Here is a 25,446-nt window from a genome sequence, read left to right on the forward strand (position 1 = left end):
TAAGTATAGCAGAAAACAACTTTAGGGCAAACAGAGAGCAGAAATAAGAAATTGATTAAAAATTAGTAGAATAGGTCACAAATCCGATAGAACATGTTACTTTATTCAAATAGGGAGTATTAATTTGATCTTGTTTGTGAAATAAAGAATAAAGTCAGAAGGAAATAAGGGCAGCTAGTATCTAAAATACATTTAAAATATGAATTTTGTTTTTTTATATAAATGTGATTTATTTCACATTTTAATTGTATTATTTAATTGATTGCACTAATTCCAAGCTAAAAGGTCTGTATCGGTTAAAATTTTCAAGAGGTGAGGAAAAAATGAAAAAAGTAATGATGCGTTTACTATCACTAAGTTTAGTAATGGGGATTGTAACGGGTTGCGCGAGCGATCAAAAAGAAACTGCAAAAGAAAGTAAGGAATCAAAAGATTCTACCGAAGTTACTTCTGGGGCTTCAGCAAATGGATATACTGATTTAAGTGAACTAAAAGATGAATATGACATTGTTATCGTCGGTGCTGGTGGTGCCGGAATGACGGCTGCTTTGCAAGCAAAAGAAGCAGGAATGAATCCCGTTATTCTGGAAAAAATGCCTGTCGCTGGCGGAAATACAATTAAATCTTCTTCAGGAATGAATGCATCTGAAACAAAATATCAGAAAGCGGATGGCATAACAGACAGTAATGATAAATTTTATGAAGAAACATTAAAAGGTGGTAAAGGAACGAACGACAAAGAGCTTTTACGCTTTTTCGTAGACCACTCATCAGATGCAATTGATTGGCTAGATAGTAAAGGGATCGAATTAAGCAACTTGACCATCACTGGTGGAATGAGCGAAAAACGGACCCATCGTCCAGCTGACGGATCTGCAATCGGCGGCTACTTAGTTGATGGACTTGTGCGCAATGTCCAAGAAGAAGATATTCCATTATTCGTGGATGCTGATGTTACTGAATTGACTGAAAAAGACGGCCAAGTTAATGGTGTCAAAGTAAAATTAAACGACGGTGAAACAAAAGACATCAAAGCTGATGCTGTCATCGTTACGACAGGCGGTTTTGGTGCAAATAAAGAAATGCTGGAAGAATATGATCCAGAACTAAAAGATTACGTAACAACCAATCAAGAAGGTACTACTGGTGATGGTATCAAAATGATCGAAAAACTTGGCGGTGCAACTGTTGATATGAAAGAAATCCAAATTCACCCAACAGTTCAACAAGAAAAAGCCTATTTAATCGGTGAAGCGGTTCGTGGAGAAGGAGCTATTTTAGTTTCTCAAGAAGGAACTCGTTTTGTAGATGAATTGGGTACTCGTGATAAAGTATCGGCTGCTATCAACGAATTACCTGAAAAAGCGGCGTATCTTATTTTTGATCAAGGCGTACGTGATCGTGCGAAAGCGATTGATTTTTATGCTGAACAAGGTTTTGTGGTAGAAGGAAAAACCATCGAAGAATTAGCGAAAAATATTGATGTACCTGAAGCTGCGTTAAAAGAAACACTAGATCTTTGGAATACAGATGTAAAAGCTCAGTCAGACAGCGAATTTGGACGGACAACTGGGATGGAAAATGATTTAGTAACGGCTCCATACTATGCAATTAAAATTGCACCAGGAATCCACCATACAATGGGCGGAGTTAAAATCAATACTAAAACAGAAGTATTAAAAGAAGACGGAACACCAATTAAAGGATTATATGCTGCAGGAGAAGTAACTGGCGGACTTCATGGTGCAAACCGCATCGGTGGAAATGCTGTTGCAGATATTATTATTTTTGGTCGTCAATCAGGAACGGAAGCAGCAGCTTTTGTTTCAGAACAACAAAAATAGTTAAATAAAGTTTAGAGGCTAGGACAGAAGAGGTTGCTTCTGATCCCGCCGTTTATTTAGATTTAGAGAGTGAAGCAAAGCTGATTTTTAGTTTTGCCTCACTTTCTATTTTTATGATTAAATGGGCCTTTTTACGATAAAGCTAGGAGTAATTTACTAAAAATACTGCAATTTTGCTGAAATAAGATCTGATAGGTTGAATGTATAACAACTAGTTATATAACCTCCAATAAAATAGTAGATAAGTAGCTCGAGTAAGATGAAAAAATTGCGAAAATGATAAAAAAATAGAACAAAAAATAAAAAAAAGTTATAATTAGATATTAAATAAGACAATAAGTTGTTTTGTGAAACTAAGGGGGAATTAAAAAATGGGTGTTAAAAGTAGTACAACTGTTGCAGGGAGTGTATCCGCTTCATTTAGCAAATCTGCTAGTGCCTTAAATAGTATCAATGCTTCTACGAGTGTAGCCTCAAGAACCAATGTTTCTGGAAATGAAACGGCAAAAACTTCTACAAGTAATTATGGAAAAGGATTGCAACAACTATCTACAAGTATTGTTTCAGCAGGCGATGCTATTCATACCGTTGCAAAAGACTTTTCAAAAATTGACCAACAAGCTTCTCAGCAATTTGAATCTAATCCATTAGGAAGTTGGTTTAAATGATGGAGATAGACTATCAAACAAAAATCCGTCAAGTTCAGGATGAACAAGACAGAATACGGCAAGAAATTCGGTCGGTTGAAGAACAACAAGAAGATTTTCACTATCTACAACAAGAGGAACAACGTCTTTATAATGAAATTATAGAAACAAGTTCGCCAGAAGACCGTCAATATTTCAAAGATAAGGGAGAAGATAGCTTTTCCTTAGCAAAAAAAGCACAACAACAGTTAGAAGAACAAGAAGATGAGTTGAAAAATACTAAAAAACAACTGATTGACAAAGAGGAAGAATTATACATTCAACAAAGAAAAGAACAAGTGAAAGAAAAGGAGCAGTAGGATGGGGTTGAAATTTTATGTAGGAGAGATACAGCAACAAGGAAATGAAGCTTCCAGAATGAACAACCAAGCAAGTCAAGCCATATCTTCTTTACAGAGCAGTATTTCACAATTTCTATCTGCGCCGCTGTCAGGAAAAGCTTATGATTCGGCAAAAAGTTATTTCGGTACAGTCTATACACCACTCTGTCGTTCTGCCATTTTAACTGGAGAGGCTCTCGAGAATGCACATAAACGATTGTTGAGTGAATATCAAGGAATGGTCAGTAGTACCGACACGGATGAAGACCAAATCCAAAGCCAAATTGAGCGTCTTGAGCAATTAAAACAGTCATTAGAAAAACAAATGCAGGTGTCAAAAACTATGCGACCAGATTTAGAACATCGATACATGAATGCCTGTGATGTTATTTCAAAAAAGAGAGAACAACTCGAGAAATTTTATGCATATAATGCCCTTTCAGCTAGTATTTTTGCCGAATATGAAGCTTGCCAGCAAGAGTTTGATAATGGATTGGCACAAGTGAAAGATTGTAAAGCATGGAATTCGGCTTCAGGAACGTTTGATGTTGGTCGATTAAATATGACATGGGCAAAACCAATCAATACACGGTGGGAACAACGGGAAAAAATGAAACAAGAAGTAAAGAATCGAGAAATGAAACAAACTATTTCCAGTTTGGATGGGTATACAATTGTTTGTAGTACATTGGGTACGGATAAAAATTGGTATCTAATGAAAGATGGCAAAATTGTATCGCCAAATGCTCATCCAAAACTCTATAGTCAGTTGGAAAAATGTAAAAATTATCTGAGCAAAGACCAATATAAAGTAGAGAATGTGAAAATCGTAAGAAATGAAATGCCACTAGCTCCTGGATTTGGAGGAATATTGGGCAATGTTGGTAAAATAGGTAAAGGAATTGGTATAATTAGACAAGGGATTGGTGCCGTAACAATTGGTAAATCTGCTGTAGAAGCAATCAATTCCGCAAGAAGTGTTGAGGCGAGTAAACGAGTAAGAGCAGTTAATCCAAAAGATTTATTACCACAGCAAGGGTTAGTTACTGGAGAAGTCGAAGGTGCTCCACCAGTAGATGCTGGTAAACAAGGAAAACACCAAGAAGGTCATAAAAATAATGAACAGTCAACAGAAGATAAATCAACATGGATTGATGGGGAAAATGGTGTAGCAGACACACAAGAGGCTTGGCAAAAAGGAGATTGGGCTGATGGACGTGAGGGCACTGTGAAAGAATATGATTCAGGAGAAGTAGTTGGTAGTGACGGAGTAACGACTGAAATTGTAGTTCATATCGACGGAAAAGGGAACATCCATGGATATCCTAAAATACCTAAAGAAGTAAGGGGGAAACTAAATGAACGCAAACGAACAAGCGATTAATTTTGTAAATAGAAGTTTGAAAGAAGGGGACTATGGATATGTCCTAAGAAAATATGTGTACAGCGATGAATGGGATGAACATTTATTAAAAAATATGGATGGAATAGTGTTTAAACCGTCAGGCAGTTTTGATTATACTAGATGCTTTTCTTATATGTTTATGGAAGACATTAAATTATCCAAACCTTTTTTTACACTAGAAGCAAAGAATGAAGTCATGGAACGTGGTTATATAGAATATATTGGGTTAAAGATATCAGCAATAAGTCCGTTTTTTACGATTAGAAAAGCACAATATCAAAAACCTAAAGATGGTATAACTCTAGATATAATCGATTTAACAGAATTTAAAAATAAGAAGTTAGAAAAAAAATATACAGAACTAATAGAAGTATTAACAGAGCAAAAGTTGATTTTGGTTGACAGGGAAGAATTAAAAAAAGTACCTTTAGACATTCCTTTGGAAAACTATGAGCCAGAAGAAGTAAATTGTTTAAGTTATTTGTTTGAATGATAACAAATTGAGGTAGGAAGTGTAGAAACTGCCTATCTCTTTTTTATGTTTCACATTAACCTTGAAGTATATAGACCATACGACAAAAGATAAAAAAATGACAGATAATTATACGCATACAAGTCCCAATTATATAATAGAACTAGCTGATAAAACAGACGAGGTAATGGTTTTACTAATCAAAGTATAATGATTACCTCTTTTTTTTACTTCAAAAAAGATGCTGGTATTGAAAAATTTTAGTAAGTAAACTCCCTTGATACATAAGTCTTAAATTTACCACTGTAAAAAACTCCGAAAATATAGTAAAATACGAGAGGGACAAAATGAAAGGTGACGACAGACGAATGGCACAATTATTTTTCAAGTATGGGGCAATGAATAGTGGTAAAACCATTGAAATTTTAAAAGTAGCACATAATTATGAAGAACAAGATAAACCGGTAGTCATTATGACTAGTGGACTTGATACAAGAGATGGTGTTGGCGTAGTTTCCAGCAGAATCGGTTTGCGTAGAGAAGCGATTCCGATTTTTCAAGAAACCGATGTTTATGAATTGATCCAAAAGCTAGACTACAAACCCTACTGTATTTTAGTGGACGAATCACAATTTCTTGGCAAAAAACATGTCATTGAATTTGCTCGAGTTGTTGATGAATTAAATATTCCTGTGATGGCGTTTGGCTTGAAAAATGATTTTCGCAATGAATTGTTTGAAGGCTCAAAATATTTGATGTTGTATGCAGATAAATTAGAAGAGTTAAAAACAATTTGCTGGTTCTGTCATAAAAAAGCGACAATGAATCTTCATTACATTGACGGCTTGCCTGTTTATGAAGGGACACAAGTCCAAATTGGTGGTAACGAAGCTTACTATCCTGTTTGTCGTAATCATTATTTTCATCCGCCAATTGACGGAGAGCAAGTGAAAAATTAATTGAACAAATCTCTTTAATTAAAAAGAGTTACCTATTGAATTTATTACGAAAAAAAGGAGCAAACAGTTATGTACGATCAGTTACAATCAATTGAAAATCGCTATGAAGAGCTGGGGGAGTTATTAAGTGACCCGGAAGTGATTAGTGATACGAAACGTTTTATGCAGTTATCCAAAGAAGAAGCGAATACTCGTGAAACAGTAGAAGTCTATCGCCGTTATAAACAAGTAGTTGAGGGTATCAGTGATACTGAAGAGTTATTAGGCGAAAAATTAGATGCCGAAATGGCTGAAATGGCGAAAGAAGAACTTTCAGAATTAAAAAAAGAAAAAGAAGTTTTAGAAGAACGAATCAAAATTTTACTATTACCTACAGATCCAAATGACGATAAAAATATCATTATGGAAATCCGTGGTGCAGCTGGCGGAGATGAAGCAGCTTTATTTGCTGGTGATTTATTCGGGATGTATCAAAAATACGCAGAGTCCCAAGGTTGGAAAACCGATGTTATGGAAGCCAGCATTACTGGGATCGGCGGCTATAAAGAAGTTATCATGATGATTTCAGGAGATAATGTTTTCTCTAAATTAAAATATGAAAGTGGTGCACACCGCGTTCAACGTGTACCATCAACAGAATCACAAGGTCGAATTCATACGTCAACTGCTACAGTCGTTGTTTTACCAGAAGCTGAAGAAGTAGAATTAGATCTTGCAGATAAAGATATTCGTACGGATATTTATCATGCCAGCGGTGCTGGTGGTCAGCACGTCAATAAAACGGCTTCTGCTGTTCGTTTGACACATATTCCAACAGGAATCGCTGTAGCGATGCAAGACGAACGTTCTCAAATCAAAAACCGTGAAAAAGCAATGAAAATTTTACGTGCAAGAGTCTATGACCAAATGCAGCAAGAAGCACAAAGCGAATATGATGCGAATCGTAAATCAGCAGTTGGTACAGGCGATCGTTCTGAACGTATCCGTACGTATAATTTCCCGCAAAACCGTGTGACAGATCACCGAATTGGTTTAACTGTTCAAAAACTAGATCAAATTTTAGCAGGTAAATTAGATGAAATCGTAGATGCATTAGTTTTATACGATCAAACCTCAAAACTAGAAGAGATGCAAAATGGGTAACCGTTATTTTGAAGTCCTTGAACGGGCTTCTTCTTTTTTAGAAAAACAAGGGAAAGAAGGCTATAGTATTCTGTTTGTTTTTTTAGAACGAAAAGGCTGGAGTAAAACCGATTGGCTACTTCATTTAAAAGAAGAAATGCCTGAAACTGAGCAGCAGCAAGTTCAAGTAGATGTAGAACGTTTAGCAGAAAATTATCCGCCGCAATACTTATTAGGGTACAGTGATTTTTATGATCATCGTTTTCTAGTTACAGAAAATACGCTAATCCCTAGACCGGAAACAGAAGAGCTGGTTGATCGCTGCATCAAAGAAAATCCTGACCAACGATTAACAGTTGTTGATGTAGGTACAGGAACAGCTGCAATCGCAATCAGTCTAAAACTTGCTAGACCTAATTGGCAAGTTAGCGCTATTGATATTTCTGAAGAAGCGTTAGTAGTTGCAAAAAAAAATGCACAGAATCTTGCAGCAGATATTTCCTTTATCCATGGCGATGGACTTAAACCAGTACGAGATGAGGCGATTGATATTTTAATATCTAATCCGCCATATATTAGCAATGCTGAGTGGGAATTGATGGATGAAAGTGTTCGAACGTTCGAACCGAAAAAAGCACTTTTTGCTGAAAATGATGGTTTGGCTATTTATCAACAGCTTGCAAACGAAGCCAAAAATTGTTTGAAATCAACTGGGAAAATTTATTTAGAAATCGGATTTCAACAAGGAAAAGTAGTTCAAGCATTATTTCAACATGCTTTTCCAAAATATAACGTTCAAATTTTCAAAGATTTATCAGGAAATGACCGAATGGTGATCGTTTCGCCTGAGTAAAAGGAGGAATGAAATATGGAGACCAAAATGTTTACTGCTAAAGATCTTCAAGATGCAGCTGACTTGATTCGTCAAGGAGAATTGGTAGCTTTTCCCACTGAAACAGTTTATGGTTTAGGGGCAGATGCACTCAATGAAACAGCGGTCAAACAAGTTTATGCAGTTAAAGGACGTCCTAGTGATAACCCATTAATTGTTCATGTGGAAAATTTTGATATGGTAAAAAAATATGTCAGTAATTTCCCGAAAGTTACGCAAAAATTAGTCGATACTTTTTGGCCGGGACCATTAACGTTAATTTTTACAGTGAAACCAGAAACATTTTCAAAGACTGTGACTGGCGGTTTAAAAACCGTTGCTTTTAGGATGCCAAATAATCAACAGACTATAAATTTAATTAAGCAAGCACAAACGCCCCTAGTTGGACCAAGTGCAAACACCTCGGGAAAACCAAGCCCGACAACAGCCCAACATGTTTTCCATGATTTGCAAGGTAAAATTGCTGGAATTTTAGATGATGGCGCAACCCAAATTGGAGTGGAGTCAACCGTTTTAGATTTAACTGCAACAGATGGTATTCCAATCATTCTAAGACCAGGTGCAATTACCAAAGAAGCTTTAGAACAAGTGATTGGAGAAGTCAAAGTTGACCAACATTTACTTAGCGAAAAAGAAGTGCCAAAAGCTCCCGGTATGAAGTACAAACACTATGCGCCAGATGTACCAGTTTGGATTATAGATGGAGACAAAACAATTTTTAAACAGGCAATTGCACAAGCTAAAAAAAATAATAAACGAATTGGCTTGTTTGCTGATGAAGACATAGCTAAACACTTTTCTAATGAAGTAGATGAAGTCTTCTCTTTTGGTGAAAAATCAGTAGAGAATGCGACAAAATTATTATTTGCAGGATTGAGATCCTTAGATGAAAAACCAATTGATTTAATTTTTGTTCAAGCTTTTCCTGAAAGAGAACTCGGAATTGCTTATATGAATCGACTCAAAAAAGCGGCTAATCAAAATATTTTTAAAAATAATTCTATTTTCGAGTAGATGTGATTTAAGTATGATACAATCGAAACAAACAATTGAAATGGAGGCTTGTTTAATGGATTATAAATCATTTGATCCTGATTTATGGGATGCAATTGCAAAAGAAAATGAACGTCAAGAAAACAACTTGGAGCTAATCGCATCAGAGAATGTTGTTTCAGAAGTTGTTATGGCAGCTCAAGGAAGTATTTTGACGAATAAATATGCGGAAGGTTACCCTGGCAAACGTTATTATGGCGGTTGCGAGTTTGTTGATATTGTGGAAGATTTAGCAATTAATCGTGCGAAAGAGTTATTTGGTGCCAAATTTGCTAATGTACAGCCACACTCGGGTTCACAAGCGAATACTGCAGCATATCTTTCGCTGATTGAACCAGGAGATACTGTGTTAGGGATGGATTTGTCTGCGGGAGGACATTTAACTCATGGATCACCTGTTAACTTCAGTGGTAAAACCTATCATTTTGTCAGTTATGGTGTCGATCCGACGACAGAAGTAATTGATTACAATGTAGTTCGCATTTTGGCTCGTGAACATCAGCCTAAATTGATTGTTGCAGGAGCAAGTGCCTATTCTCGTACGATTGATTTTGCCAAATTCCGTGAGATTGCAGACGAAGTTGGTGCTAAATTAATGGTGGATATGGCTCATATTGCTGGTTTAGTAGCAGCTGGTTTACATCCTAGTCCAGTACCATATGCTGATATTACAACATCAACGACACATAAAACCTTACGTGGACCGCGTGGTGGGTTGATTTTAACCAATGATGAAGCATTAGCAAAAAAAATCAATAGCAATATTTTCCCTGGGATCCAGGGCGGACCATTAGAACATGTGATTGCAGGAAAAGCAGTTGCTTTCAAAGAAGCATTAGACATTGAGTTTAAAGAATATAGTGAACGAGTGATTGAGAATGCTAAAGCTATGACCAAAATCTTTAATCAAGCTCCAGAAGCTCGTTTAGTAAGTGGTTCTACGGATAATCATTTATTATTGATTGATGTGACTGGTTTTGGTTTAAACGGAAAAGAAGCGGAAGCACTTTTGGATAGTGTTAATATTACTGTCAATAAAAACTCCATTCCATTTGAACAATTAAGTCCATTCAAGACAAGCGGTATTCGCATTGGTACACCAGCGATTACAACTAGAGGATTTAAAGAAGATGATTGTGTCGAAGTAGCAAAATTAATTGTGAAAGTCTTAAACGATCATGAAAATGAAGCAGTTCTTTCAGAAGTTCGAGCTTCTGTTAGCGAATTAACGAAAAAATATCCACTTTATAAATAAAAGTTTCGAGTGATTGACTAGTCAATCGCTCGTTTTTGTTTTACAATAGGAAGGAATAAATTATTGAAGGAGAATGAGCATGGGAAAATTCCAAGTTATTGATCATCCACTGATCCAACACAAATTAACAATCATTAGAGATAAGGATTGCGGCACAAAGGTTTTTCGTGAAGTTGTGAATGAGATCGCTATGCTTATGGCATATGAAGTTTCAAGAGATATGCCATTAGAAGATGTTGTTATTGAAACACCGATCTGTGAATCAACACAAAAAACGTTATCTGGTAAAAAGGTTGCAATCGTACCTATTTTACGTGCAGGTATCGGGATGGTAGATGGGATTTTGGAATTAATTCCAGCAGCTAAAGTTGGTCATATCGGTTTATATCGCGATCATGACACATTAGAGCCAGTTGAATATTTTGTCAAAATGCCTGAAGATATTGATGTACGTCAATTATTCGTTGTTGATCCAATGCTGGCAACAGGTGGTTCGGCAATTATGGCGATTGATGCCTTGAAAAAACGCGGCGGCAGCAATATCAAATTTGTTTGTCTAGTAGCAGCGCCAGAAGGTGTAAAAGCACTACAAGAAGCGCACCCGGATATTGATATCTATACAGCAGCACTAGATGAAAAATTAGATGAAAATGGCTATATCGTTCCAGGTTTGGGCGATGCCGGTGACCGCTTATTCGGTACAAAATAGCTTGAACAAAAAAGTTACTGAGTTTGGCTCAGTAACTTTTTTTCTATACAAAATAAAAAAATCCATCCAACGATAAGTGGATGGAAAAATCTATACTTTGGTAAGTTTTTTGTAATTGATGACAATAACACCATTACTTTTAACCATTAAATCAGTGTTATCAGAATTTTCATCAATTTCTACTACAGCGGAATTACTTAATTGCTTTGTAATAATCCCTGTTTGTAGCTGACCATGCATCAAGAAAGTGACCTGAGTATCAACAGTGAATAAATCCCCTTCAGAAGAAGGAACAACAGGACGATTAAAGTTACCGAAACTAGACATTCGCAAAAACTTCCTTTCTTACACTATCTCCATTATAGCACAAATAAAGAAAAATTTCATTCATGTCTTTTTATAATAGAATGGTTATTTTCTGACTTTACAAAAGGTAGGTTTAGTTTTATAATTTTGTTTGTACCGCCAGCTTAGCTCAGTTGGTAGAGCAACGCACTCGTAACGCGTAGGTCGTAGGTTCGATTCCTACAGCTGGCATAGTGATAAAGCCCGATGTATCAGTGTTTTTAGACATTGACGAATCGGGCTTTTTATTTTACACCCAAAATGTACCTAAACCACTATTTAATATTTTTAAGAAAGTCTTCTTGTAACTGTCTATTTTTGTTTCTGATATCGTCATTTAATGAGTTATAATATTTCAAGGTGACAGAAGGATCACTGTGTCCAAGTAGATTATATCACTACTAGCAAGTAGCAGAAGATCGGTTTTAGCGTGTCTAAAAGCATGAGATGTTATTCTGGGAATTTTTGCTTCTTGACACATCTTTTCTAAATATTTATTGAAACTTTTATTGTTAACTGGATTCCCATAATCATTGATAAAAAGGTATTCACTTTTAGACTTATTAATTGATTGGATAAATGTCAATAAAGTAGATACAAAAAGAGCAGGTACTTAGTGAGAATCAAAATATATACTTTCTATTTCATTTGGTGTAAGCATGTTTAAGGTTCCGTGAGGACGCTGTGAGTTGTAAAAGCCCTCGATATATTCAAAACAAGCAAGTTGTACTTCTTGGAGAGAAGAAAAAATTTTTCTATTTAGTTCTTCTTTTTTCATATATTTGAAGAAAGCTTCTGTTACAGCGTTGTCCGAAGGATAAGCAGGTTTAGACAGAGATTGAACAATAGAGTAATTTTCTAAAAACTTTCTGAATTCAAGTGAAGTATATTGGGATCCTTGATCTTTGTGAAAAAGAAGTGAAGCCGTAGGCTTTCTGACTTGAATTGCTTTTTTTATTGTTGTAATTGCCAAGGTACTATCAATCTTTTTACTAACAGACCAAGCAATGACTTTTCTAGAAAATAAATCTAAAATCACACAAAGATAAACAAAAGATTTCTTCCCAATAGGAATATAAGAAAAATCACTCGTCCATACTTGATTAGGTGCCGGAGGGTTAAAAGCATGTTTTAAGTGATTAGGGTGCTGATTTTTGGTTGGTTTGAAAACAGGTTTTACTATAGACATTTTGGGTAAATTCATGGTTCTCATTAGTCGATAGTCTCGTCCAATACTAATAGAAATGCTATAGTCACGTAGAATCATACGTTGGATTTTTGCAGGTCCTACTCGTTTTTTAGCAGTTGTATAGATTTCTAAGATAATTTTTCTTAACTTCTGATTTTCTACTGTTCTAGGAGTTATTTTTCCTGAAAAATGTTTGTAGTAAGTTGAACGATTCACTTTAAGAACTCTACAAAGAGTTACAATAGAGTGTTCATGACGTAAAATACGAATCGCATTTAATCGCTCGTTGAGTGTAGCGTGAATATGGCAATCGCTTTTTTAGGATTAAATTCTCCTCTTCTAATTGTAGATTTCTTTTTTGCAATTGTTTGACCTGTCGAGCCGTAAGGATCGTATCATCATCAACTTGAACTTCAGAATATTGCTTCACCCAACGAGCTACAGAGTATAGGGCAAGTCCATATTCTTTTGACAAAGAGTTCTGTGACTTACCACCTTCATAAAGTTTAACAATTGATTTTTTGAAGTCTTCGTCAAATTTCCGTGGTAATTTATGTTTGTCTACCATAGTTAGATTTCCTTTCTTAAATAGTGTCTCTTTAAATAATAGTATAGCAATAAAATTGTCTACTTTATTAGTATATATCCACTAAGGGAGTCATTAGCAACCGAGGACAGGTGGATATGTGGAGAGTAAAACTCGTGTAGGTTGCTTAACTTAATGAAGAGCTGCAGTGCGGCTAACCTCTCTACGGAAAGAGTATATAATCAGTAGGTCAGTCATTCGGCTGATCTTTTTATATTGACAGAAGCATGACAGACAAGTGATAGGTTGGGTACGTAAATACATAATATACTAACGTTGTAAGATCTTACAAAAACAAGTCAGGAGGGGAAACCATGGCGACTCAACAGCAAACTGCAGAACAAATTTGGAAGTATTTGGCTAGTAAAGGATGGACAAAAGAAGCCGTAGCAGCGACTCTTGGTAATATGCAATCAGAAAGTGGTATTATTGCTGATCGTTGGGAATCAGATATTATCGGCAATATGTCTGGAGGTTATGGATTAGTTCAATGGACACCCGCAACTAAGTACATTGATTGGGCGAATTCTAATGGGTTAGTCTATCAAGATGTTATCAGTCAATGTAAAAGATTAGAATGGGAAGTTGCAAACGAACAACAATTTTATCACCCTAATATGACATTTAAACAATTTACTCAGAGTACTCAATCGCCAGAAGTATTAGCTGATATTTTTATTCGCTATTATGAACGACCGCTTAATCCGAATCAGCCAACAAGACAAACACAAGCAAGATACTGGTATGATTTACTGAAAAATATTAGTGGAACAACACCACCAGAACAAACAGACAACGGAGAGATAACTATGCAATGTATTTATAAAAAACCAATGGGTACTGGAGTAGGCATGTATTACTTTAATGGAGTTGATACAGTCCATATTGATAACAATGATACAGCTGTAATTTTACGAAAAATTTATAAAGAGAACAACGGAAAAGATATGCCCGAGTATACTTGGACAATCCAAGAACCATGGTATGCTAGACTAGAATCAGTAGCACCTAATCGTAAGTAAAATTGATATCAAATTAAGTCATCGCTTTTGCGGTGGCTTTTTACATTGCCTGGGAGATTGTTAAAAGATTATTGATAGTTTGAACTTAAAAATACATACTATACTAATGTTGTAAGATCTTACAAAAACAAACGTCAGGAGGGAAACATTTGGCAAATATTGAATCAGTAATAAATTGGTTTAGGGCAAGGGAAGGCAGAGTAACATATGACATGACTTATCCCGGTCGCTTAGGTGACAAAAGTTATGACTGTAGTTCAGCAGTGTATTACGCGCTGATTGAAGCAGGATTTCTTCCGAAAGGAACAGGAATCGGTAGCACAGAATCGTTGTATGCATTAGAAGGGTCATTGCTGCAACGTATCTCACGTTCAGAGGTACAGAGAGGCGATATTTTTATCTCAGGTGGTAAAGGAACAAGTGCAGGAGCTAATGGACATACAGGAGTATTTGTAAGTAACAGTAGAATTATTCATTGTAACCACGGATCGAACGGGATTTCAGAAACGTCGACCGAAGGCGGTTGGATGGGTGGTCCACCAAATGATTTTTACAGACTTAAAGGAGTAACGCCTGAAAAACCAGAAGAGAAAAAAGGAGAGATAACTATGCAATGTTTATATATTAAACCAACAAGTGGGGGAGCAACTGGAATTTTCTATTTTAATGGATATGATACAGTACATGTTCCTAATATGGATACAGTAAAGATCTTAAAACAAATCTATAAAGATAATAACGGGAAAGACATTCCTGAATATACATGGACTGCAAAAGAGCCATGGTATGCTAGATTGGAACAAGTTGCTCCAAATCGTAAGTAAAAATATAATTAAATTTAAAAACTAACTGCTATTCGTGGCGGTTAGTTTTTGTGTGTTAAGGAGCAACAGGCATAAGCAGTAGAAAATTTATCAATAAAAAAAGATAAAATCCCCATTTTCCATTAGGGACTAAGCTGTTTTAGATAGTGGTATACGTCCTAATTTACGGATAAAACTATTCGGATTTTTTTATGGTGGATTTCTCTATTATGAACTAGTTTCTTCTATAAAAATGTTTGAATTGAGTTGTTAACTTACTGGCAATTTACAGTTTTTTTGATTTCAATTGCTTTTTGCAAGTTAATTATAACATCAGTTACTAAAAGCTAGTGGAATTTCTTATTAAGTTCGTAGTTCATTTCTCCGCTTCCTTAAACTTTTTCCAAAATCATTCAGTCTATACTTTCTTTTCTCCTAATAGAAAGTTATAATAAAAAGCGTATGATTTAAGGAAAAGAGATGACCAATGAATAAAAATAAATTTATTAAGAACTTAGATAATAGAATTGACTATGGCGTAATTTTACCTGTATTCCTTTTGTCCATTATCGGGATACTTTCACTATATGTTGCCTTAAGTAATGATCCGAATCGACCAGAAATTGGGAATATGCTGATGAAACAAGGTCTTTGGTATATTGTTGGCGGGGTAAGTATCGTTATTGTAATGAATTTTAGTTCAAAACTATTGTGGCGCTTGACACCAATCTTTTACGCAATTGGTTTAGTTATGATGGGCTTGCTCTTAAAATTTTATGACCCGTTTTTAGAAGCTCAAACTGGTTCGAAAAACTGGATTAGTATTGGTGGCACAACGTTTCAGCCTTCAGAGTTAATGAAAATTGCTTTTATCCTAATGTTAGCTTACGTAGTAACGATGCATAACGTTAAAAATGTCCACCGAACACTTAAATCTGATCTCTGGCTAATTGGCAAAATGCTTTTAGTAGCGATGCCGGTTATTCTTTTGATTTTGCTACAGGATGATTTTGGAACAATGTTAGTTTTCCTAGCTATTTTTGGTGGAGTATTCTTGATGTCAGGCATTTCATGGAAAATAATTTTGCCAACATTTTTACTGGCAATTTTAGTTGGAGCTGGAACTATTTATTTAGTAACAACAGATACAGGACGTGAATTTCTCTATTCTGTTGGATTTAAACCCTATCAGTTTGACCGAATTGATTTATGGATGAATCCATTTCACAATGACCCCGATCGTTCTTTCCAGCCAGCCCAAGCATTAACAGCTATCGGTTCAGGTGGCTTAACGGGAAAAGGCTTTAATACTAGTGATGTTTATGTGCCAGTTAGAGAATCAGATATGATTTTTACTGTTATTGGTGAAAATTATGGTTTCGTTGGCGGTTGCTTTATTATTTTGCTATACTTTATATTGATTTATCGCATGATTCGCGTTTGTTTTGACACAAACAATGAATTCTATTCTTACGTTGCGACAGGGATTATTATGATGATTTTGTTCCATGTATTTGAAAATATAGGTGCAAATATCGGTTTGTTACCATTAACTGGGATTCCGTTGCCATTTATTAGCCAAGGTGGTTCCTCGATTTTGGGTAATATGATCGGTGTAGGGTTGATTATGTCGATGAAGTATCAAAAAGAAGCAACGATTGAAGAATATTAAGAAGAAAGAAGGCAGTTAGTATGTACACATTTTTCTGGTATCCAAAATGTTCAACTTGTAAAAAAGCAAAAGCTTGGTTAGACGAGAATCAAGTTAAATATGAAACAATTGATATGATTGAAAATCCTCCAACAGCGCAACAGTTAGCAAGCTGGATGGAACAAAGTGATCTGCCAGTCCGTCGTTTCTTCAACACAAGCGGTATTCGCTATAGAGAACAAGGCTTAAAAGATAAAGTAAATGATTTTTCAATTAAAGAAGCCAGTGAATTATTGGCAACTGACGGGATGTTAATTAAGCGCCCGATTTTTGTTAAAGACAGTCAATTCTTAGCAAACGGCTTTAAAGAATCTGACTATGAAGGAGCTATTAAATAATGGCGGATGAACTAAAAATTATTGATAGCCTGTGGGTGTTAAAAACTGCTGAAGGGTATAAAATCGGTTTGACTAATGAAGCCCAAGAAGATTTAGGCAATATTACATTTTCAACAATGCCAAAGGTTGGCCAAACAATTAAAAAAGGCGATTCATTAATTGAGCTGGAAGCAGAAAAAGCTGTTAGTGAGTTTAGCTCACCTTTAAGTGGCACAATTGCAGCAGTAAATGAAGCGGCAGAAGCTAATCCAAGTGTATTAGATGACTCAGAGCAGATGAATGCCTGGATTGCTGTTTTAACTGATGTTAATGCAACAGAATTAGAACAAGCATAAAAAGATTGACAAGCTATTTTTATGTTGCTATAATTTCACAATATAAAGTGAAAGCTTTGAAAAGAAGAGTACATATCGTGACTGTTTAAAGAGAGCCCTGTTTGCTGAAAATGGGTAACACAATCGAGATGGAAGATGGTCTTTGAGCAGAATGAGTGAGCTTAGGTGAACTTATTACGGGAGTGCCCGTTACAGCACCACAGTATAAATATATGTACTGTATAAGGCTATTATTGTGAAATAATAGCAAATCAAGGTGGTAACACGAAAGACAAGCTTTCGTCCTTATGTCAGATTTATGACATTTGGGCGGGGGCTTTTTATTGTGAATCACTGCGACTGGCTTCGCCAGAGTAGATGATGAACAATACTTGGCGACCAAAGGGAGCGAAGTTACTATACTAGTGAATCAAGCTGAACGATCTAGAGCAAACCAATCAAAATTTCTGAAATGTAAGGTTTATGATTGGTAATTGTAAGAGTAGATGATGAACAAACTTGGTGACTAAGGAAGCAAAGTTACCATTATTTTACAACACATCACGCAACCATGTAGTATAATAAACAAGTAGCAAAACAAAAGAAAGTGGAGGGGAAAAGATGCCTCTAATCGAATTGCAACAAGTAAAAAAACAATTCACAGGAAAAAACGGACAAGTAACGGCAGTCAATGATGTTTCTTTAACCGTTAATCAAGGTGATATTTATGGAATCGTTGGGTATTCTGGAGCAGGAAAGAGTACGTTAGTCCGCTTATTAAATGGTTTAGAGTTACCAACGCAAGGTGAAGTCGTAATCCAAGGTCAAAATATTGCAAAAATGCGTAATGGAGAGTTACGTCAATTTCGCAAAAAAATCGGAATGATCTTTCAACATTTTAATTTATTATGGTCAAGAACTATTTTAGAAAATATCATGTTGCCGCTAGAATTAGCTAATGTTCCTAAAAATGAGCGAAAAGCGCGTGCTGAAGAGCTTTTAAATCTTGTTGGTTTAGAAGGGCGTGGAGATGCTTACCCCAGTCAATTATCAGGTGGACAAAAACAACGTGTAGGGATTGCTCGGGCATTGGCGAATAAACCAGAAATTCTTCTGTGTGATGAAGCAACCAGCGCGCTTGACCCACAAACAACTGATGAAGTCTTAGATTTACTTCTTGAAATCAACAAAAACTTAAATCTGACGATTGTTTTAATTACTCACGAAATGCATGTTATTCGTAAAATTTGTAATAAAGTAGCTGTCATGGAGTTAGGGAAAATAGTTGAAGAAGGCGATGTTTTAGACGTCTTTAAACATCCGAAGCAAGCAGTTACCAAACGCTTTGTTCAACAAGAATTAGAACCAAAAGAAGACACGGAAGAGCTATTAGCAGAATTGATTAAAGAAAATCCGGAAGGTTTGGTAGCAACACTTCAATTTAGTGGTGATAATGCCAATGAACCTGTAATTTCTCAAGCGATTCGCAAGTTCCAAGTAGATATCAATGTTGTGCAAGGTCAAGTTCAACAAGCCAAAGAAGGAGCTTTTGGTACATTGACAGTGATGATTACCGGTACAACAAGTGAAGTAGAAAAAGTACTTGAGTTTTTCAAAGAAAAAGAAGTTGGTTTGGAGGTGATTCACCGTGGCGAATGAGAGCTTTGTAGAAAAATATTTGAACTTTAGCCGAGTGAATCCAGAATCCATGAAACAAGCGGCGTATGATACGTTATTTATGACAGTTGTCGCAATGGTTTTTGTTATTATTATTGGTTTTTTACTAGGATTAGTCCTTTATAGTTTGAGTAGAAATAAATCATCTTATGCGAAAGTTTGTTACAGTATTTTATCTGTTGTCAGCAACATTTTCCGTTCGATTCCATACATTGTTTTGATTATTCTATTAATGGATTTTTCAAGAAAACTTGTCGGCACAGGGATTGGTGCAAAAGCTGCAATTCCATCACTGATTGTTTCGGCCGCACCCTTTTATGCTCGACTGGTTGAAATTGCTTTTCGTGAAGTAGATAGCGGTGTACTGGAAGCGGCAGACGCAATGGGTGCTTCTAAAGTTCAAAAAATATTTAAAGTTTTGATTCCTGAAAGTATGCCAGCTTTATTATCCGGCGTTACATTGACGACGATTACTATGATTGGTTTTACTGCAATGGCAGGGATCATCGGCGGTGGCGGACTCGGTGGCTTAGCTTATCAAGAAGGTTTTAGCCGTAATAACAACACTGTTACATTAGTAGCAACTATTTTAATCTTGATTATTGTGTTTATCATTCAATTCGTTGGGGATCAATTAGTGAAACGCTCTGACAAACGATAAGCAATCATAATAAAAATTATTGGGAGGAATTAAGTATGAAAAAGAAATTATTTGGTTTAGCAACATTAGCAGTTGTTACTTTTGGATTAGTCGCTTGTGGTGGTGGAAGTAGTAAAACAGATGACAGTAAGTCAGCAGGATCTGACAAAGATTCTTCTGTTTTAAAAGTTGGAGCTTCTGCTTCTCCCCACGCTGAAATTTTAGAACAAGTTAAACCAATTCTTAAAGAAGAAGGCGTTGATTTGGAGATCATTCAATTCGATGATTACATTTTACCAAATAAAAATTTAGCTGAAGGCGATATTGATGCTAATTATTTCCAGCACATTCCTTACTTTAATTTACAAGTAAAAGAAAACAATTATGATTTCGCAAATGCTGGCGGTATCCACATTGAGCCAATGGGCTTATACTCAAAACGAATCAAAGATATTAAAGATTTAGAAGATGGTGCAACAATCATTACATCTAACTCTGAATCTGACTGGGGTCGGATTATTACGATTTTACAAGATGCTGATTTAGTGACCGTTAAAGACGGTGTTGAGTTAGAAACAGCGACATTTGAAGATATCGATAAGAATCCTAAAAATTTGAAGTTCATCCATAATATCAATCCAGAAGTTCTAACAACAACATACAACAATGACGAGGCAGATTTAGTAGCGATTAATGCAAACTTTGCTTATAGCGCGGGCTTAAATCCTTTGAAAGACTCTGTATTATTGGAAAAAGATAATTCTCCATATGTGAATATTATCGCGGTTCGATCAGAAGATAAAGATAGTGAAAAAATTAAAAAATTAGTTGATGCATTGCATAGCGACGATATCCAAGAATGGATTCTTGAAAAATGGGATGGCTCAGTTAAACCAGTAGATAAATAATAAAAATCCTGAAAAGTATTTTAGCTTTTCAGGATTTTTTTACATTCTTACTGCTTCTTTTTTATAAGATGTTCAAGGATGTCAACAAAAATTGGATCGTCATTAAAAGGGTGAATATAATGAAAATGTTCCCCGCCGTTTTCCATAAAGTAACCATAATTTTCTTTTTCAATTTCTTCAATGGTTTCCAAACAATCCGAAACGAATCCCGGAGTAATAATCAAAATATTTTTCGTGCCTTGCTTAGGCAAATCTTTCAAGGTCTGGTCTGTTGCAGGAGTCAGCCATTCTGCCGGACCGAATTTTGATTGAAAGGTGCTAATAAAGGGGACATCACCAACTTGTTCCATCACAGCTTGGGTTGTTTGCTGACAATGTTCTAAATAATGGTCACCTTTAGCGATATATGAAACAGGAACTCCATGATAAGAAAACACAATTTTATCAACTGTTTTTTCTGCTAGTGCTTGTTTGATTTGATTGGCTAAAGCTTCAATATATAATGGCTCATCGTAAAATGATTGAATAAAATGCAAACTGGGAATAACTTCAGCTTTCAAATAAAACTTTGCTACTTCATCAAAGATTGGTGCAGTAGTAGTTGTTGAATATTGTGGATATAATGGAATAATCGTCAAATCAGTTACACCTAAATCCTGCATTTCCTTTAAAACTTCTGGAATCAGCGGTCGGCTGTAACTCATAGCATAACGTACCACATGATCTGGAAAGCGGGCTTGTAATTGCTCAGCTTGTGATTTTGTGTAGATTAGCAAAGGTGAACCAGCTTCTTGCCAAACTTGCTGGTATAAAGCGGCCGATTTTTTTGGTCTGGTACGTAAAATAATTCCATGTAAAACTGGTAACCAAATGAACCGATTGGTATCAATTACACGTTTATCACCTAAAAAACGTTTTAAATAAGCGCGAACTTCTTTGGTTTCCGGCTTATCAGGTGTTCCCAAGTTAACAATAATAACTCCTTTTTTGGACATAAAAAAACCTCTCTTTGAATGGCTGGGACAAATGAATAAAATTGCCTATTTGCTCTAGTCAAGATATTCTAAAAATCGTTTTAAATTATCTCATAAAAAAAGCTAAAATCAAAAGCAAATTTCCTTTTTAGCACAAATGAAGAATCATCATCATTTTAGAAAGATTCTAAATAAGTCCATTTTTTCACAAACAAAACCTAGTTTAATTAAGAATTATTCTAGTAAAGAGATTGCTTATCATTCTCAATTAGGATAAAATGAATGAGAACGAAAAACTAATTAATTTAAGTTGGAGGGAATTGTACATGTCCGTTTTAGAGATTAAAAATTTACACGTATCAATTGAAGATAAAAAGATTTTAAAAGGTGTTAACCTGACAATGAAAACAGGTGAAATCCACGCAATTATGGGACCAAACGGAACAGGTAAATCAACGTTATCTGCGGCAATCATGGGAAATCCTAACTATGAAGTAACAGAAGGCGAGATTCTTTTTGATGGCGAAAATGTATTAGAGTTAGAAGTAGATGAACGCGCGCGTTTAGGTCTATTTTTAGCAATGCAATACCCAAGCGAAATCCCTGGAATTACCAATGCTGAATTTATGCGTGCAGCGATCAATGCAAAACGCGATGAAGATGACAAAATTTCAGTAATGGATTTCATTAAAAAATTAGATAAAAAAATGGAATTGTTAAATATGCCGGAAGAAATGGCTGAACGTTACTTAAACGAAGGCTTCTCTGGTGGTGAAAAGAAACGTAATGAAATTTTACAATTATTAATGTTGGAACCAACATTTGCGATCTTAGATGAAATCGATTCTGGTCTAGATATCGATGCGCTAAAAGTTGTCTCAAAAGGCGTAAACGAAATGCGCGGCGAAAACTTTGGTGCGTTAATTATCACTCACTACCAACGTCTATTAAACTACATCACTCCAGATGTGGTGCATATTATGATGGAAGGCCGTGTGGTGAAAACTGGCGGTGCTGAACTTGCCAAACGTTTAGAAGCAGAAGGATATGCTGGAATCAGCCAAGAATTAGGTATCGAATACAAAGAAGAAGCGTAAGGAGGACAAGATAAATGAAGGAAATAACAACAGCGAATTATCTTGACGACATCACAGCTTTTTCAGCCCGTAACGAAGAGCCAACATGGATGACTGAATTACGTGCGGCGGCTTTAGAAAAAGCTGAAAATTTAGAATTACCAAAGATCGAACGTGTGAAATTTCACCGCTGGCCTTTGTTTAACGTGAATACTGAAGAGTATGCACCTGAAACCATGAACATCCCAAGCTTTGACGTAATGAAAGACAATCCTGTTATCGTGCAACAAGGATCGATCACAGCATTTGAACAACTTTCAGCGAAATTAGCAGATCAAGGTGTGATTTTCACTGACATGTTTACAGCTTTGCAAGAACATGGCGATTTAGTCAAAGAATATTATATGAATAAAGCCGTTGAAATGGATGAAGATAAATTAACAGCGTTCCATACAGCTTTCATGAATAGCGGAGTGTTCTTATATGTACCGAAAAATGTTGTCATCGAAGAACCAATTGAAGCAATCTTTATTCAAGATTCAGCCAGTGAAGAATCTTTCTTCAAACATGTTTTAATCGTAGCGGATGAACATAGTGAGTTCAGCTATCTAGAACGATTCCAAACAGTTGGCGATCAAAAAGTCAAAATTTCAGCGAACATTGTAGTTGAAGTGATTGCAAAAGCTGGTGCAAAAGTGAAATATTCAGCTGTCGATCAATTAGGCGAAAATGTTTCAACTTATATGAACCGTCGAGGACATATCATGCGTGATGCCTCTGTTGACTGGGCTTTAGGTGTAATGAATGATGGAGATGTCGTTGCTGATTTTGATTCAGATTTAGTAGGAGAAGGCTCTCATTCAGAAGTCAAAGTTGTGGCAATCAGTGCTGGTAAACAAACACAAGGAATTGATACACGTGTAACCAATAAAGCCTCTCACTCAGTGGGACACATTTTACAACATGGGGTTATCCGTGAACGAGGAACATTAACCTTTAATGGAATTGGTCATATTTTAAAAGGAGCTAAAGGGGCAGATGCGCAACAAGAAAGTCGTGTTTTAATGCTTTCTGATAAAGCTCGTGGCGATGCGAACCCAATTCTATTGATTGATGAAAATGAAGTAACGGCAGGACACGCAGCCAGCGTTGGACGTGTTGATCCGGAAGAAATGTACTACTTAATGAGCCGTGGTTTACGTAAAGATGATGCAGAACGTTTGGTTATCCGTGGCTTCTTAGGTTCAGTAATCACAGCGATTCCTGTTAAAGAGGTTCAAAAAGAATTTGTAGACGTAATTGAAGGGAAGTTAAATGCATGATAAACGCAGATAAGATTCGGCAGCAATTTCCCATCTTGTTTCAAGAAGTAAATGACGAGCCGCTTGTTTATCTGGATAATGCAGCAACAACTCAAAAACCGAAAGTAGTTTTAGATAGACTGACTTATTATTACGAACATGATAACGCCAATGTTCATCGTGGCGTGCATACTTTGGCAGAACGTGCCACAAAAGATTATGAAGCTGCTCGTGAAAAAGTTAGAGCCTTTATCAATGCCAAAGAAACAGCGGAAACGCTCTTTACACGAGGCACAACGACAAGTTTAAACTGGGTCGCAAAAAGCTATGGCGATTTAGCAGTTGAAGCAGGGGATGAAATCGTGATTTCTTACATGGAACATCACTCTAATATTATCCCTTGGCAACAACTAGCAGAACGCAAAGGTGCAACCTTAAAATATATCGAGATCACAGCAGATGGCTTTTTAGATATGGAAAGTGCAAAACAACAAATCACGGATAAAACCAAGATTGTTTCTATCGCACATGTGTCGAATGTTTTAGGTGTAATCAATCCAGTGGCAGAATTAGCAGAGTTAGCTCATAGTCACGGTGCTGTCTTAGTTGTCGACGGCGCGCAAACTGTACCACATATGCCAGTGGATGTTCAAGCAATCGACGCTGACTTTTATGCGTTCAGTGGGCATAAAATGTGTGGTCCAACTGGAATTGGTGTATTATATGGAAAACGCGAATTGCTAGATCAAATGGAACCAGTAGAATTTGGTGGCGAAATGATCGATTTTGTTAATTTGCATGATAGTACATGGAAAGAATTGCCTTGGAAGTTTGAGGCAGGAACACCAAATATTGCTGGAGCAATCGCTCTTGGCGTGGCAATCGATTTTCTAATGGAAATTGGGTTAGAAGAAATTCATCAACATGAGGCAGAATTAGTCGCTTATGTGTTGCCAAAACTATTGGCGATCGAAGGTCTGACGGTTTACGGACCACAAGATCCAGCTCATCATACAGGTGTGATCGCGTTTAATTTAGACGGATTACATCCTCATGATACGGCGACGGCTTTGGATATGGAAGGTGTGGCCGTTCGTGCAGGACATCATTGTGCGCAGCCATTACTGAAATATTTAAATGTTCCAGCAACTGCTCGTGCGAGTTTCTACTTATATAATACGAAAGCAGATGCGGATCGATTGATCGAAGCAATTTTAGCGACAAAGGAGTTTTTCCAACATGGCTCTATCTAAATTAGATAATTTATACCGTCAAGTGATTTTAGATCATTCAAGTCATCCTCATCATCATGGAACGTTGGCCGAATCAAGCAAGAAAATCGAAATGAACAATCCAACTTGTGGTGATGTGATTGAATTGCAAGTGGCTATTCAAGACAATGTCATTAAAGATATTGCGTTTAGTGGAAGTGGCTGTTCAATTAGTACTGCGAGTGCCAGTATGATGACAGATGCGGTGATTGGGAAGACGTTAGTCGAAGCAGAACAGCTGGCTGAAGATTTTTCTCAATTAGTACAAGGAAATGATGTACCAGAAGAAGAAAAATTAGGTGACGCAGCAATGCTTAGCGGCGTGGCAAAATTCCCAGCACGGATCAAATGTGCAACATTAGCTTGGAAAGCGTTAGAACAAGCAGTTGAAAATGACGGACAAGGCAGTGCAGGACATGCTGTGAACCACAGTGAGTGAAGCGAACTGATGTTGAACAGTACAAGGCGACTTTAGGAGCGTTGCTCCATTTTTAACTAAAATAAAATGAGAAGTCAGGCTGATTTTCGGCAACTTCCCTACCATCTTTCAATC

General features: G+C 36.3%; 27 protein-coding genes, 1 tRNA gene and 1 other annotated feature. Of the genes, 24 read left to right on the forward strand and 4 right to left on the reverse strand.

Annotated elements, in window-relative coordinates:
- The first annotated feature begins 323 nt into the window (after positions 1 to 323).
- The 11 genes from C240_RS05230 to upp all read left to right on the forward strand — a co-directional run bounded on the left by C240_RS05230 (position 324) and on the right by upp (position 10,738).
- The gene (locus tag C240_RS05230; RefSeq protein ID WP_271491917.1) at positions 324 to 1,844 is read left to right on the forward strand and encodes a flavocytochrome c; all 1,521 of its coding nucleotides are present in this window, start codon (positions 324 to 326) and stop codon (positions 1,842 to 1,844) included.
- A gap of 371 nt (positions 1,845 to 2,215) precedes the next feature.
- Positions 2,216 to 2,512: a TIGR04197 family type VII secretion effector gene (locus C240_RS05235; protein WP_271491918.1), complete on the forward strand. Its 297-nt coding sequence runs from the start codon at positions 2,216 to 2,218 to the stop codon at positions 2,510 to 2,512.
- On the forward strand, positions 2,509 to 2,850 hold the full coding sequence (locus C240_RS05240) for a DUF3958 family protein (RefSeq protein ID WP_271491919.1): 342 nt from the start codon (positions 2,509 to 2,511) through the stop codon (positions 2,848 to 2,850). The genes C240_RS05235 and C240_RS05240 overlap by 4 nt, the downstream gene beginning before the upstream one ends.
- Position 2,851: 1 nt before the next feature.
- Positions 2,852 to 4,255, forward strand: coding sequence for a T7SS effector LXG polymorphic toxin (locus C240_RS05245; RefSeq protein ID WP_271491921.1), 1,404 nt, complete (start codon positions 2,852 to 2,854; stop codon positions 4,253 to 4,255).
- Complete coding sequence (locus tag C240_RS05250; protein WP_271491924.1) at positions 4,230 to 4,769, forward strand: hypothetical protein; 540 nt, start codon at positions 4,230 to 4,232, stop codon at positions 4,767 to 4,769. Before C240_RS05245 ends, C240_RS05250 begins: the two co-directional genes overlap by 26 nt.
- Before the next feature lie 347 nt (positions 4,770 to 5,116).
- Positions 5,117 to 5,707 carry a thymidine kinase gene (locus tag C240_RS05255; RefSeq protein ID WP_271492320.1) on the forward strand — a complete coding sequence of 197 codons (591 nt, stop codon included), beginning with the start codon at positions 5,117 to 5,119 and terminating at the stop codon, positions 5,705 to 5,707.
- A 69-nt stretch (positions 5,708 to 5,776) separates the two neighbouring features.
- Positions 5,777 to 6,850 (forward strand): peptide chain release factor 1, encoded by a 1,074-nt coding sequence (gene prfA / locus C240_RS05260; RefSeq protein WP_271491926.1) that lies wholly within the window; start codon positions 5,777 to 5,779, stop codon positions 6,848 to 6,850.
- Positions 6,843 to 7,682 carry a peptide chain release factor N(5)-glutamine methyltransferase gene (gene prmC / locus C240_RS05265; RefSeq protein WP_271491927.1) on the forward strand — a complete coding sequence of 280 codons (840 nt, stop codon included), beginning with the start codon at positions 6,843 to 6,845 and terminating at the stop codon, positions 7,680 to 7,682. The genes prfA and prmC overlap by 8 nt, the downstream gene beginning before the upstream one ends.
- A 15-nt stretch (positions 7,683 to 7,697) precedes the next feature.
- Positions 7,698 to 8,735 (forward strand): L-threonylcarbamoyladenylate synthase, encoded by a 1,038-nt coding sequence (locus tag C240_RS05270; protein ID WP_271491929.1) that lies wholly within the window; start codon positions 7,698 to 7,700, stop codon positions 8,733 to 8,735.
- 55 nt (positions 8,736 to 8,790) lie between these two features.
- Positions 8,791 to 10,029 (forward strand): serine hydroxymethyltransferase, encoded by a 1,239-nt coding sequence (gene glyA / locus C240_RS05275; RefSeq protein ID WP_271491931.1) that lies wholly within the window; start codon positions 8,791 to 8,793, stop codon positions 10,027 to 10,029.
- 79 nt (positions 10,030 to 10,108) lie between these two features.
- Positions 10,109 to 10,738 carry a uracil phosphoribosyltransferase gene (upp, locus tag C240_RS05280; RefSeq protein WP_271491933.1) on the forward strand — a complete coding sequence of 210 codons (630 nt, stop codon included), beginning with the start codon at positions 10,109 to 10,111 and terminating at the stop codon, positions 10,736 to 10,738.
- Positions 10,739 to 10,828: 90 nt separating this feature from the next.
- Here upp and C240_RS05285 read toward each other — a convergent pair whose 3' ends face one another.
- Complete coding sequence (locus C240_RS05285; RefSeq protein ID WP_271491936.1) at positions 10,829 to 11,065, reverse strand: hypothetical protein; 237 nt, start codon at positions 11,063 to 11,065, stop codon at positions 10,829 to 10,831.
- A 137-nt stretch (positions 11,066 to 11,202) separates the two neighbouring features.
- Between C240_RS05285 and C240_RS05290 the strand changes: the two genes are divergently transcribed.
- Positions 11,203 to 11,275, forward strand: a tRNA-Thr gene (locus C240_RS05290).
- A gap of 163 nt (positions 11,276 to 11,438) precedes the next feature.
- On the opposite strand, the gene C240_RS16355 is transcribed toward C240_RS05290, so the two are convergent.
- Complete coding sequence (locus tag C240_RS16355; protein WP_442896574.1) at positions 11,439 to 11,669, reverse strand: tyrosine-type recombinase/integrase; 231 nt, start codon at positions 11,667 to 11,669, stop codon at positions 11,439 to 11,441.
- A 27-nt stretch (positions 11,670 to 11,696) separates the two neighbouring features.
- Positions 11,697 to 12,840 (reverse strand): IS3 family transposase gene (locus C240_RS05295; protein WP_271491938.1). Its coding sequence is split into 2 segments (ribosomal slippage): positions 11,697 to 12,585 and positions 12,584 to 12,840, totalling 1,146 coding nucleotides; the frame shifts between segments, so codons are not numbered across the junction.
- A 332-nt stretch (positions 12,841 to 13,172) separates the two neighbouring features.
- Here C240_RS05295 and C240_RS05300 point away from each other — a divergent pair.
- From C240_RS05300 to C240_RS05335, 8 genes are all read left to right on the forward strand, one after another.
- The gene (locus C240_RS05300; RefSeq protein ID WP_271491940.1) at positions 13,173 to 13,880 is read left to right on the forward strand and encodes a phage tail tip lysozyme; all 708 of its coding nucleotides are present in this window, start codon (positions 13,173 to 13,175) and stop codon (positions 13,878 to 13,880) included.
- Between the two features lie 149 nt (positions 13,881 to 14,029).
- On the forward strand, positions 14,030 to 14,704 hold the full coding sequence (locus tag C240_RS05305; protein ID WP_271491942.1) for a peptidoglycan amidohydrolase family protein: 675 nt from the start codon (positions 14,030 to 14,032) through the stop codon (positions 14,702 to 14,704).
- Between the two features lie 466 nt (positions 14,705 to 15,170).
- Positions 15,171 to 16,355: an FtsW/RodA/SpoVE family cell cycle protein gene (locus tag C240_RS05310; RefSeq protein ID WP_271491944.1), complete on the forward strand. Its 1,185-nt coding sequence runs from the start codon at positions 15,171 to 15,173 to the stop codon at positions 16,353 to 16,355.
- Between the two features lie 20 nt (positions 16,356 to 16,375).
- A complete protein-coding gene (locus C240_RS05315; protein ID WP_271491946.1) occupies positions 16,376 to 16,732 on the forward strand; it encodes an arsenate reductase family protein in 357 nt (118 codons plus the stop codon).
- A complete protein-coding gene (locus tag C240_RS05320; RefSeq protein ID WP_271491948.1) occupies positions 16,732 to 17,067 on the forward strand; it encodes a glycine cleavage system protein H in 336 nt (111 codons plus the stop codon). The genes C240_RS05315 and C240_RS05320 overlap by 1 nt, the downstream gene beginning before the upstream one ends.
- 47 nt (positions 17,068 to 17,114) lie before the next feature.
- Positions 17,115 to 17,357 (forward strand) — a binding site (T-box leader).
- Positions 17,358 to 17,667: 310 nt separating this feature from the next.
- Positions 17,668 to 18,705, forward strand: a complete 1,038-nt coding sequence (locus tag C240_RS05325; protein ID WP_271491950.1) for a methionine ABC transporter ATP-binding protein — start codon at positions 17,668 to 17,670, stop codon at positions 18,703 to 18,705.
- Positions 18,706 to 18,754: 49 nt separating this feature from the next.
- Positions 18,755 to 19,384, forward strand: a complete 630-nt coding sequence (locus C240_RS05330) for a methionine ABC transporter permease (RefSeq protein ID WP_271492323.1) — start codon at positions 18,755 to 18,757, stop codon at positions 19,382 to 19,384.
- Between the two features lie 35 nt (positions 19,385 to 19,419).
- Positions 19,420 to 20,271 carry a MetQ/NlpA family ABC transporter substrate-binding protein gene (locus C240_RS05335; RefSeq protein WP_271491952.1) on the forward strand — a complete coding sequence of 284 codons (852 nt, stop codon included), beginning with the start codon at positions 19,420 to 19,422 and terminating at the stop codon, positions 20,269 to 20,271.
- 47 nt (positions 20,272 to 20,318) lie between these two features.
- Here the strand turns inward: C240_RS05335 and hemH are convergent, their stop codons facing one another.
- Complete coding sequence (gene hemH / locus C240_RS05340; protein ID WP_271491954.1) at positions 20,319 to 21,266, reverse strand: ferrochelatase; 948 nt, start codon at positions 21,264 to 21,266, stop codon at positions 20,319 to 20,321.
- A 305-nt stretch (positions 21,267 to 21,571) separates the two neighbouring features.
- On the opposite strand from hemH, the gene sufC reads away from it, so the two are divergent.
- From sufC to sufU, 4 genes are read left to right on the forward strand one after another with little or no spacing between them, the layout of a single operon-like run.
- Positions 21,572 to 22,342: a Fe-S cluster assembly ATPase SufC gene (gene sufC / locus C240_RS05345; RefSeq protein WP_271491956.1), complete on the forward strand. Its 771-nt coding sequence runs from the start codon at positions 21,572 to 21,574 to the stop codon at positions 22,340 to 22,342.
- 14 nt (positions 22,343 to 22,356) lie between these two features.
- A complete protein-coding gene (gene sufD / locus C240_RS05350; RefSeq protein ID WP_271491957.1) occupies positions 22,357 to 23,643 on the forward strand; it encodes a Fe-S cluster assembly protein SufD in 1,287 nt (428 codons plus the stop codon).
- A complete protein-coding gene (locus tag C240_RS05355) occupies positions 23,640 to 24,875 on the forward strand; it encodes a cysteine desulfurase (RefSeq protein ID WP_271491959.1) in 1,236 nt (411 codons plus the stop codon). The genes sufD and C240_RS05355 overlap by 4 nt, the downstream gene beginning before the upstream one ends.
- Positions 24,862 to 25,332: a Fe-S cluster assembly sulfur transfer protein SufU gene (sufU, locus tag C240_RS05360; RefSeq protein WP_271491962.1), complete on the forward strand. Its 471-nt coding sequence runs from the start codon at positions 24,862 to 24,864 to the stop codon at positions 25,330 to 25,332. The genes C240_RS05355 and sufU overlap by 14 nt, the downstream gene beginning before the upstream one ends.
- The last annotated feature ends 114 nt before the right edge of the window (positions 25,333 to 25,446 follow it).

The organism is Enterococcus sp. 5H (assembly GCF_028128615.1).
Taxonomy (GTDB): Bacteria; Bacillota; Bacilli; order Lactobacillales; family Enterococcaceae; genus Enterococcus_L.

Excerpts from the sequence above, each read along its gene's own strand:
- C240_RS05320 (WP_271491948.1), top strand. The coding sequence starts at position 16,732 with ATGGCGGATGAACTAAAAATTATTGATAGCCTGTGGGTGTTAAAAACT.
- C240_RS05315 (WP_271491946.1), top strand. The coding sequence starts at position 16,376 with ATGTACACATTTTTCTGGTATCCAAAATGTTCAACTTGTAAAAAAGCA.
- C240_RS05355 (WP_271491959.1), top strand. The coding sequence starts at position 23,640 with ATGATAAACGCAGATAAGATTCGGCAGCAATTTCCCATCTTGTTTCAA.
- sufC (WP_271491956.1), top strand. The coding sequence starts at position 21,572 with ATGTCCGTTTTAGAGATTAAAAATTTACACGTATCAATTGAAGATAAA.
- C240_RS05300 (WP_271491940.1), top strand. The coding sequence starts at position 13,173 with ATGGCGACTCAACAGCAAACTGCAGAACAAATTTGGAAGTATTTGGCT.
- glyA (WP_271491931.1), top strand. The coding sequence starts at position 8,791 with ATGGATTATAAATCATTTGATCCTGATTTATGGGATGCAATTGCAAAA.
- prfA (WP_271491926.1), top strand. The coding sequence starts at position 5,777 with ATGTACGATCAGTTACAATCAATTGAAAATCGCTATGAAGAGCTGGGG.
- C240_RS05230 (WP_271491917.1), top strand. The coding sequence starts at position 324 with ATGAAAAAAGTAATGATGCGTTTACTATCACTAAGTTTAGTAATGGGG.
- C240_RS05245 (WP_271491921.1), top strand. The coding sequence starts at position 2,852 with ATGGGGTTGAAATTTTATGTAGGAGAGATACAGCAACAAGGAAATGAA.
- C240_RS05310 (WP_271491944.1), top strand. The coding sequence starts at position 15,171 with ATGAATAAAAATAAATTTATTAAGAACTTAGATAATAGAATTGACTAT.
- C240_RS05335 (WP_271491952.1), top strand. The coding sequence starts at position 19,420 with ATGAAAAAGAAATTATTTGGTTTAGCAACATTAGCAGTTGTTACTTTT.
- C240_RS05325 (WP_271491950.1), top strand. The coding sequence starts at position 17,668 with ATGCCTCTAATCGAATTGCAACAAGTAAAAAAACAATTCACAGGAAAA.
- prmC (WP_271491927.1), top strand. The coding sequence starts at position 6,843 with ATGGGTAACCGTTATTTTGAAGTCCTTGAACGGGCTTCTTCTTTTTTA.
- C240_RS05270 (WP_271491929.1), top strand. The coding sequence starts at position 7,698 with ATGGAGACCAAAATGTTTACTGCTAAAGATCTTCAAGATGCAGCTGAC.
- hemH (WP_271491954.1), bottom strand. The coding sequence starts at position 21,266 with ATGTCCAAAAAAGGAGTTATTATTGTTAACTTGGGAACACCTGATAAG.
- C240_RS05240 (WP_271491919.1), top strand. The coding sequence starts at position 2,509 with ATGATGGAGATAGACTATCAAACAAAAATCCGTCAAGTTCAGGATGAA.
- C240_RS05255 (WP_271492320.1), top strand. The coding sequence starts at position 5,117 with ATGGCACAATTATTTTTCAAGTATGGGGCAATGAATAGTGGTAAAACC.
- C240_RS05235 (WP_271491918.1), top strand. The coding sequence starts at position 2,216 with ATGGGTGTTAAAAGTAGTACAACTGTTGCAGGGAGTGTATCCGCTTCA.
- upp (WP_271491933.1), top strand. The coding sequence starts at position 10,109 with ATGGGAAAATTCCAAGTTATTGATCATCCACTGATCCAACACAAATTA.
- C240_RS05250 (WP_271491924.1), top strand. The coding sequence starts at position 4,230 with ATGAACGCAAACGAACAAGCGATTAATTTTGTAAATAGAAGTTTGAAA.
- C240_RS05330 (WP_271492323.1), top strand. The coding sequence starts at position 18,755 with ATGAAACAAGCGGCGTATGATACGTTATTTATGACAGTTGTCGCAATG.
- C240_RS05285 (WP_271491936.1), bottom strand. The coding sequence starts at position 11,065 with ATGTCTAGTTTCGGTAACTTTAATCGTCCTGTTGTTCCTTCTTCTGAA.
- sufU (WP_271491962.1), top strand. The coding sequence starts at position 24,862 with ATGGCTCTATCTAAATTAGATAATTTATACCGTCAAGTGATTTTAGAT.
- sufD (WP_271491957.1), top strand. The coding sequence starts at position 22,357 with ATGAAGGAAATAACAACAGCGAATTATCTTGACGACATCACAGCTTTT.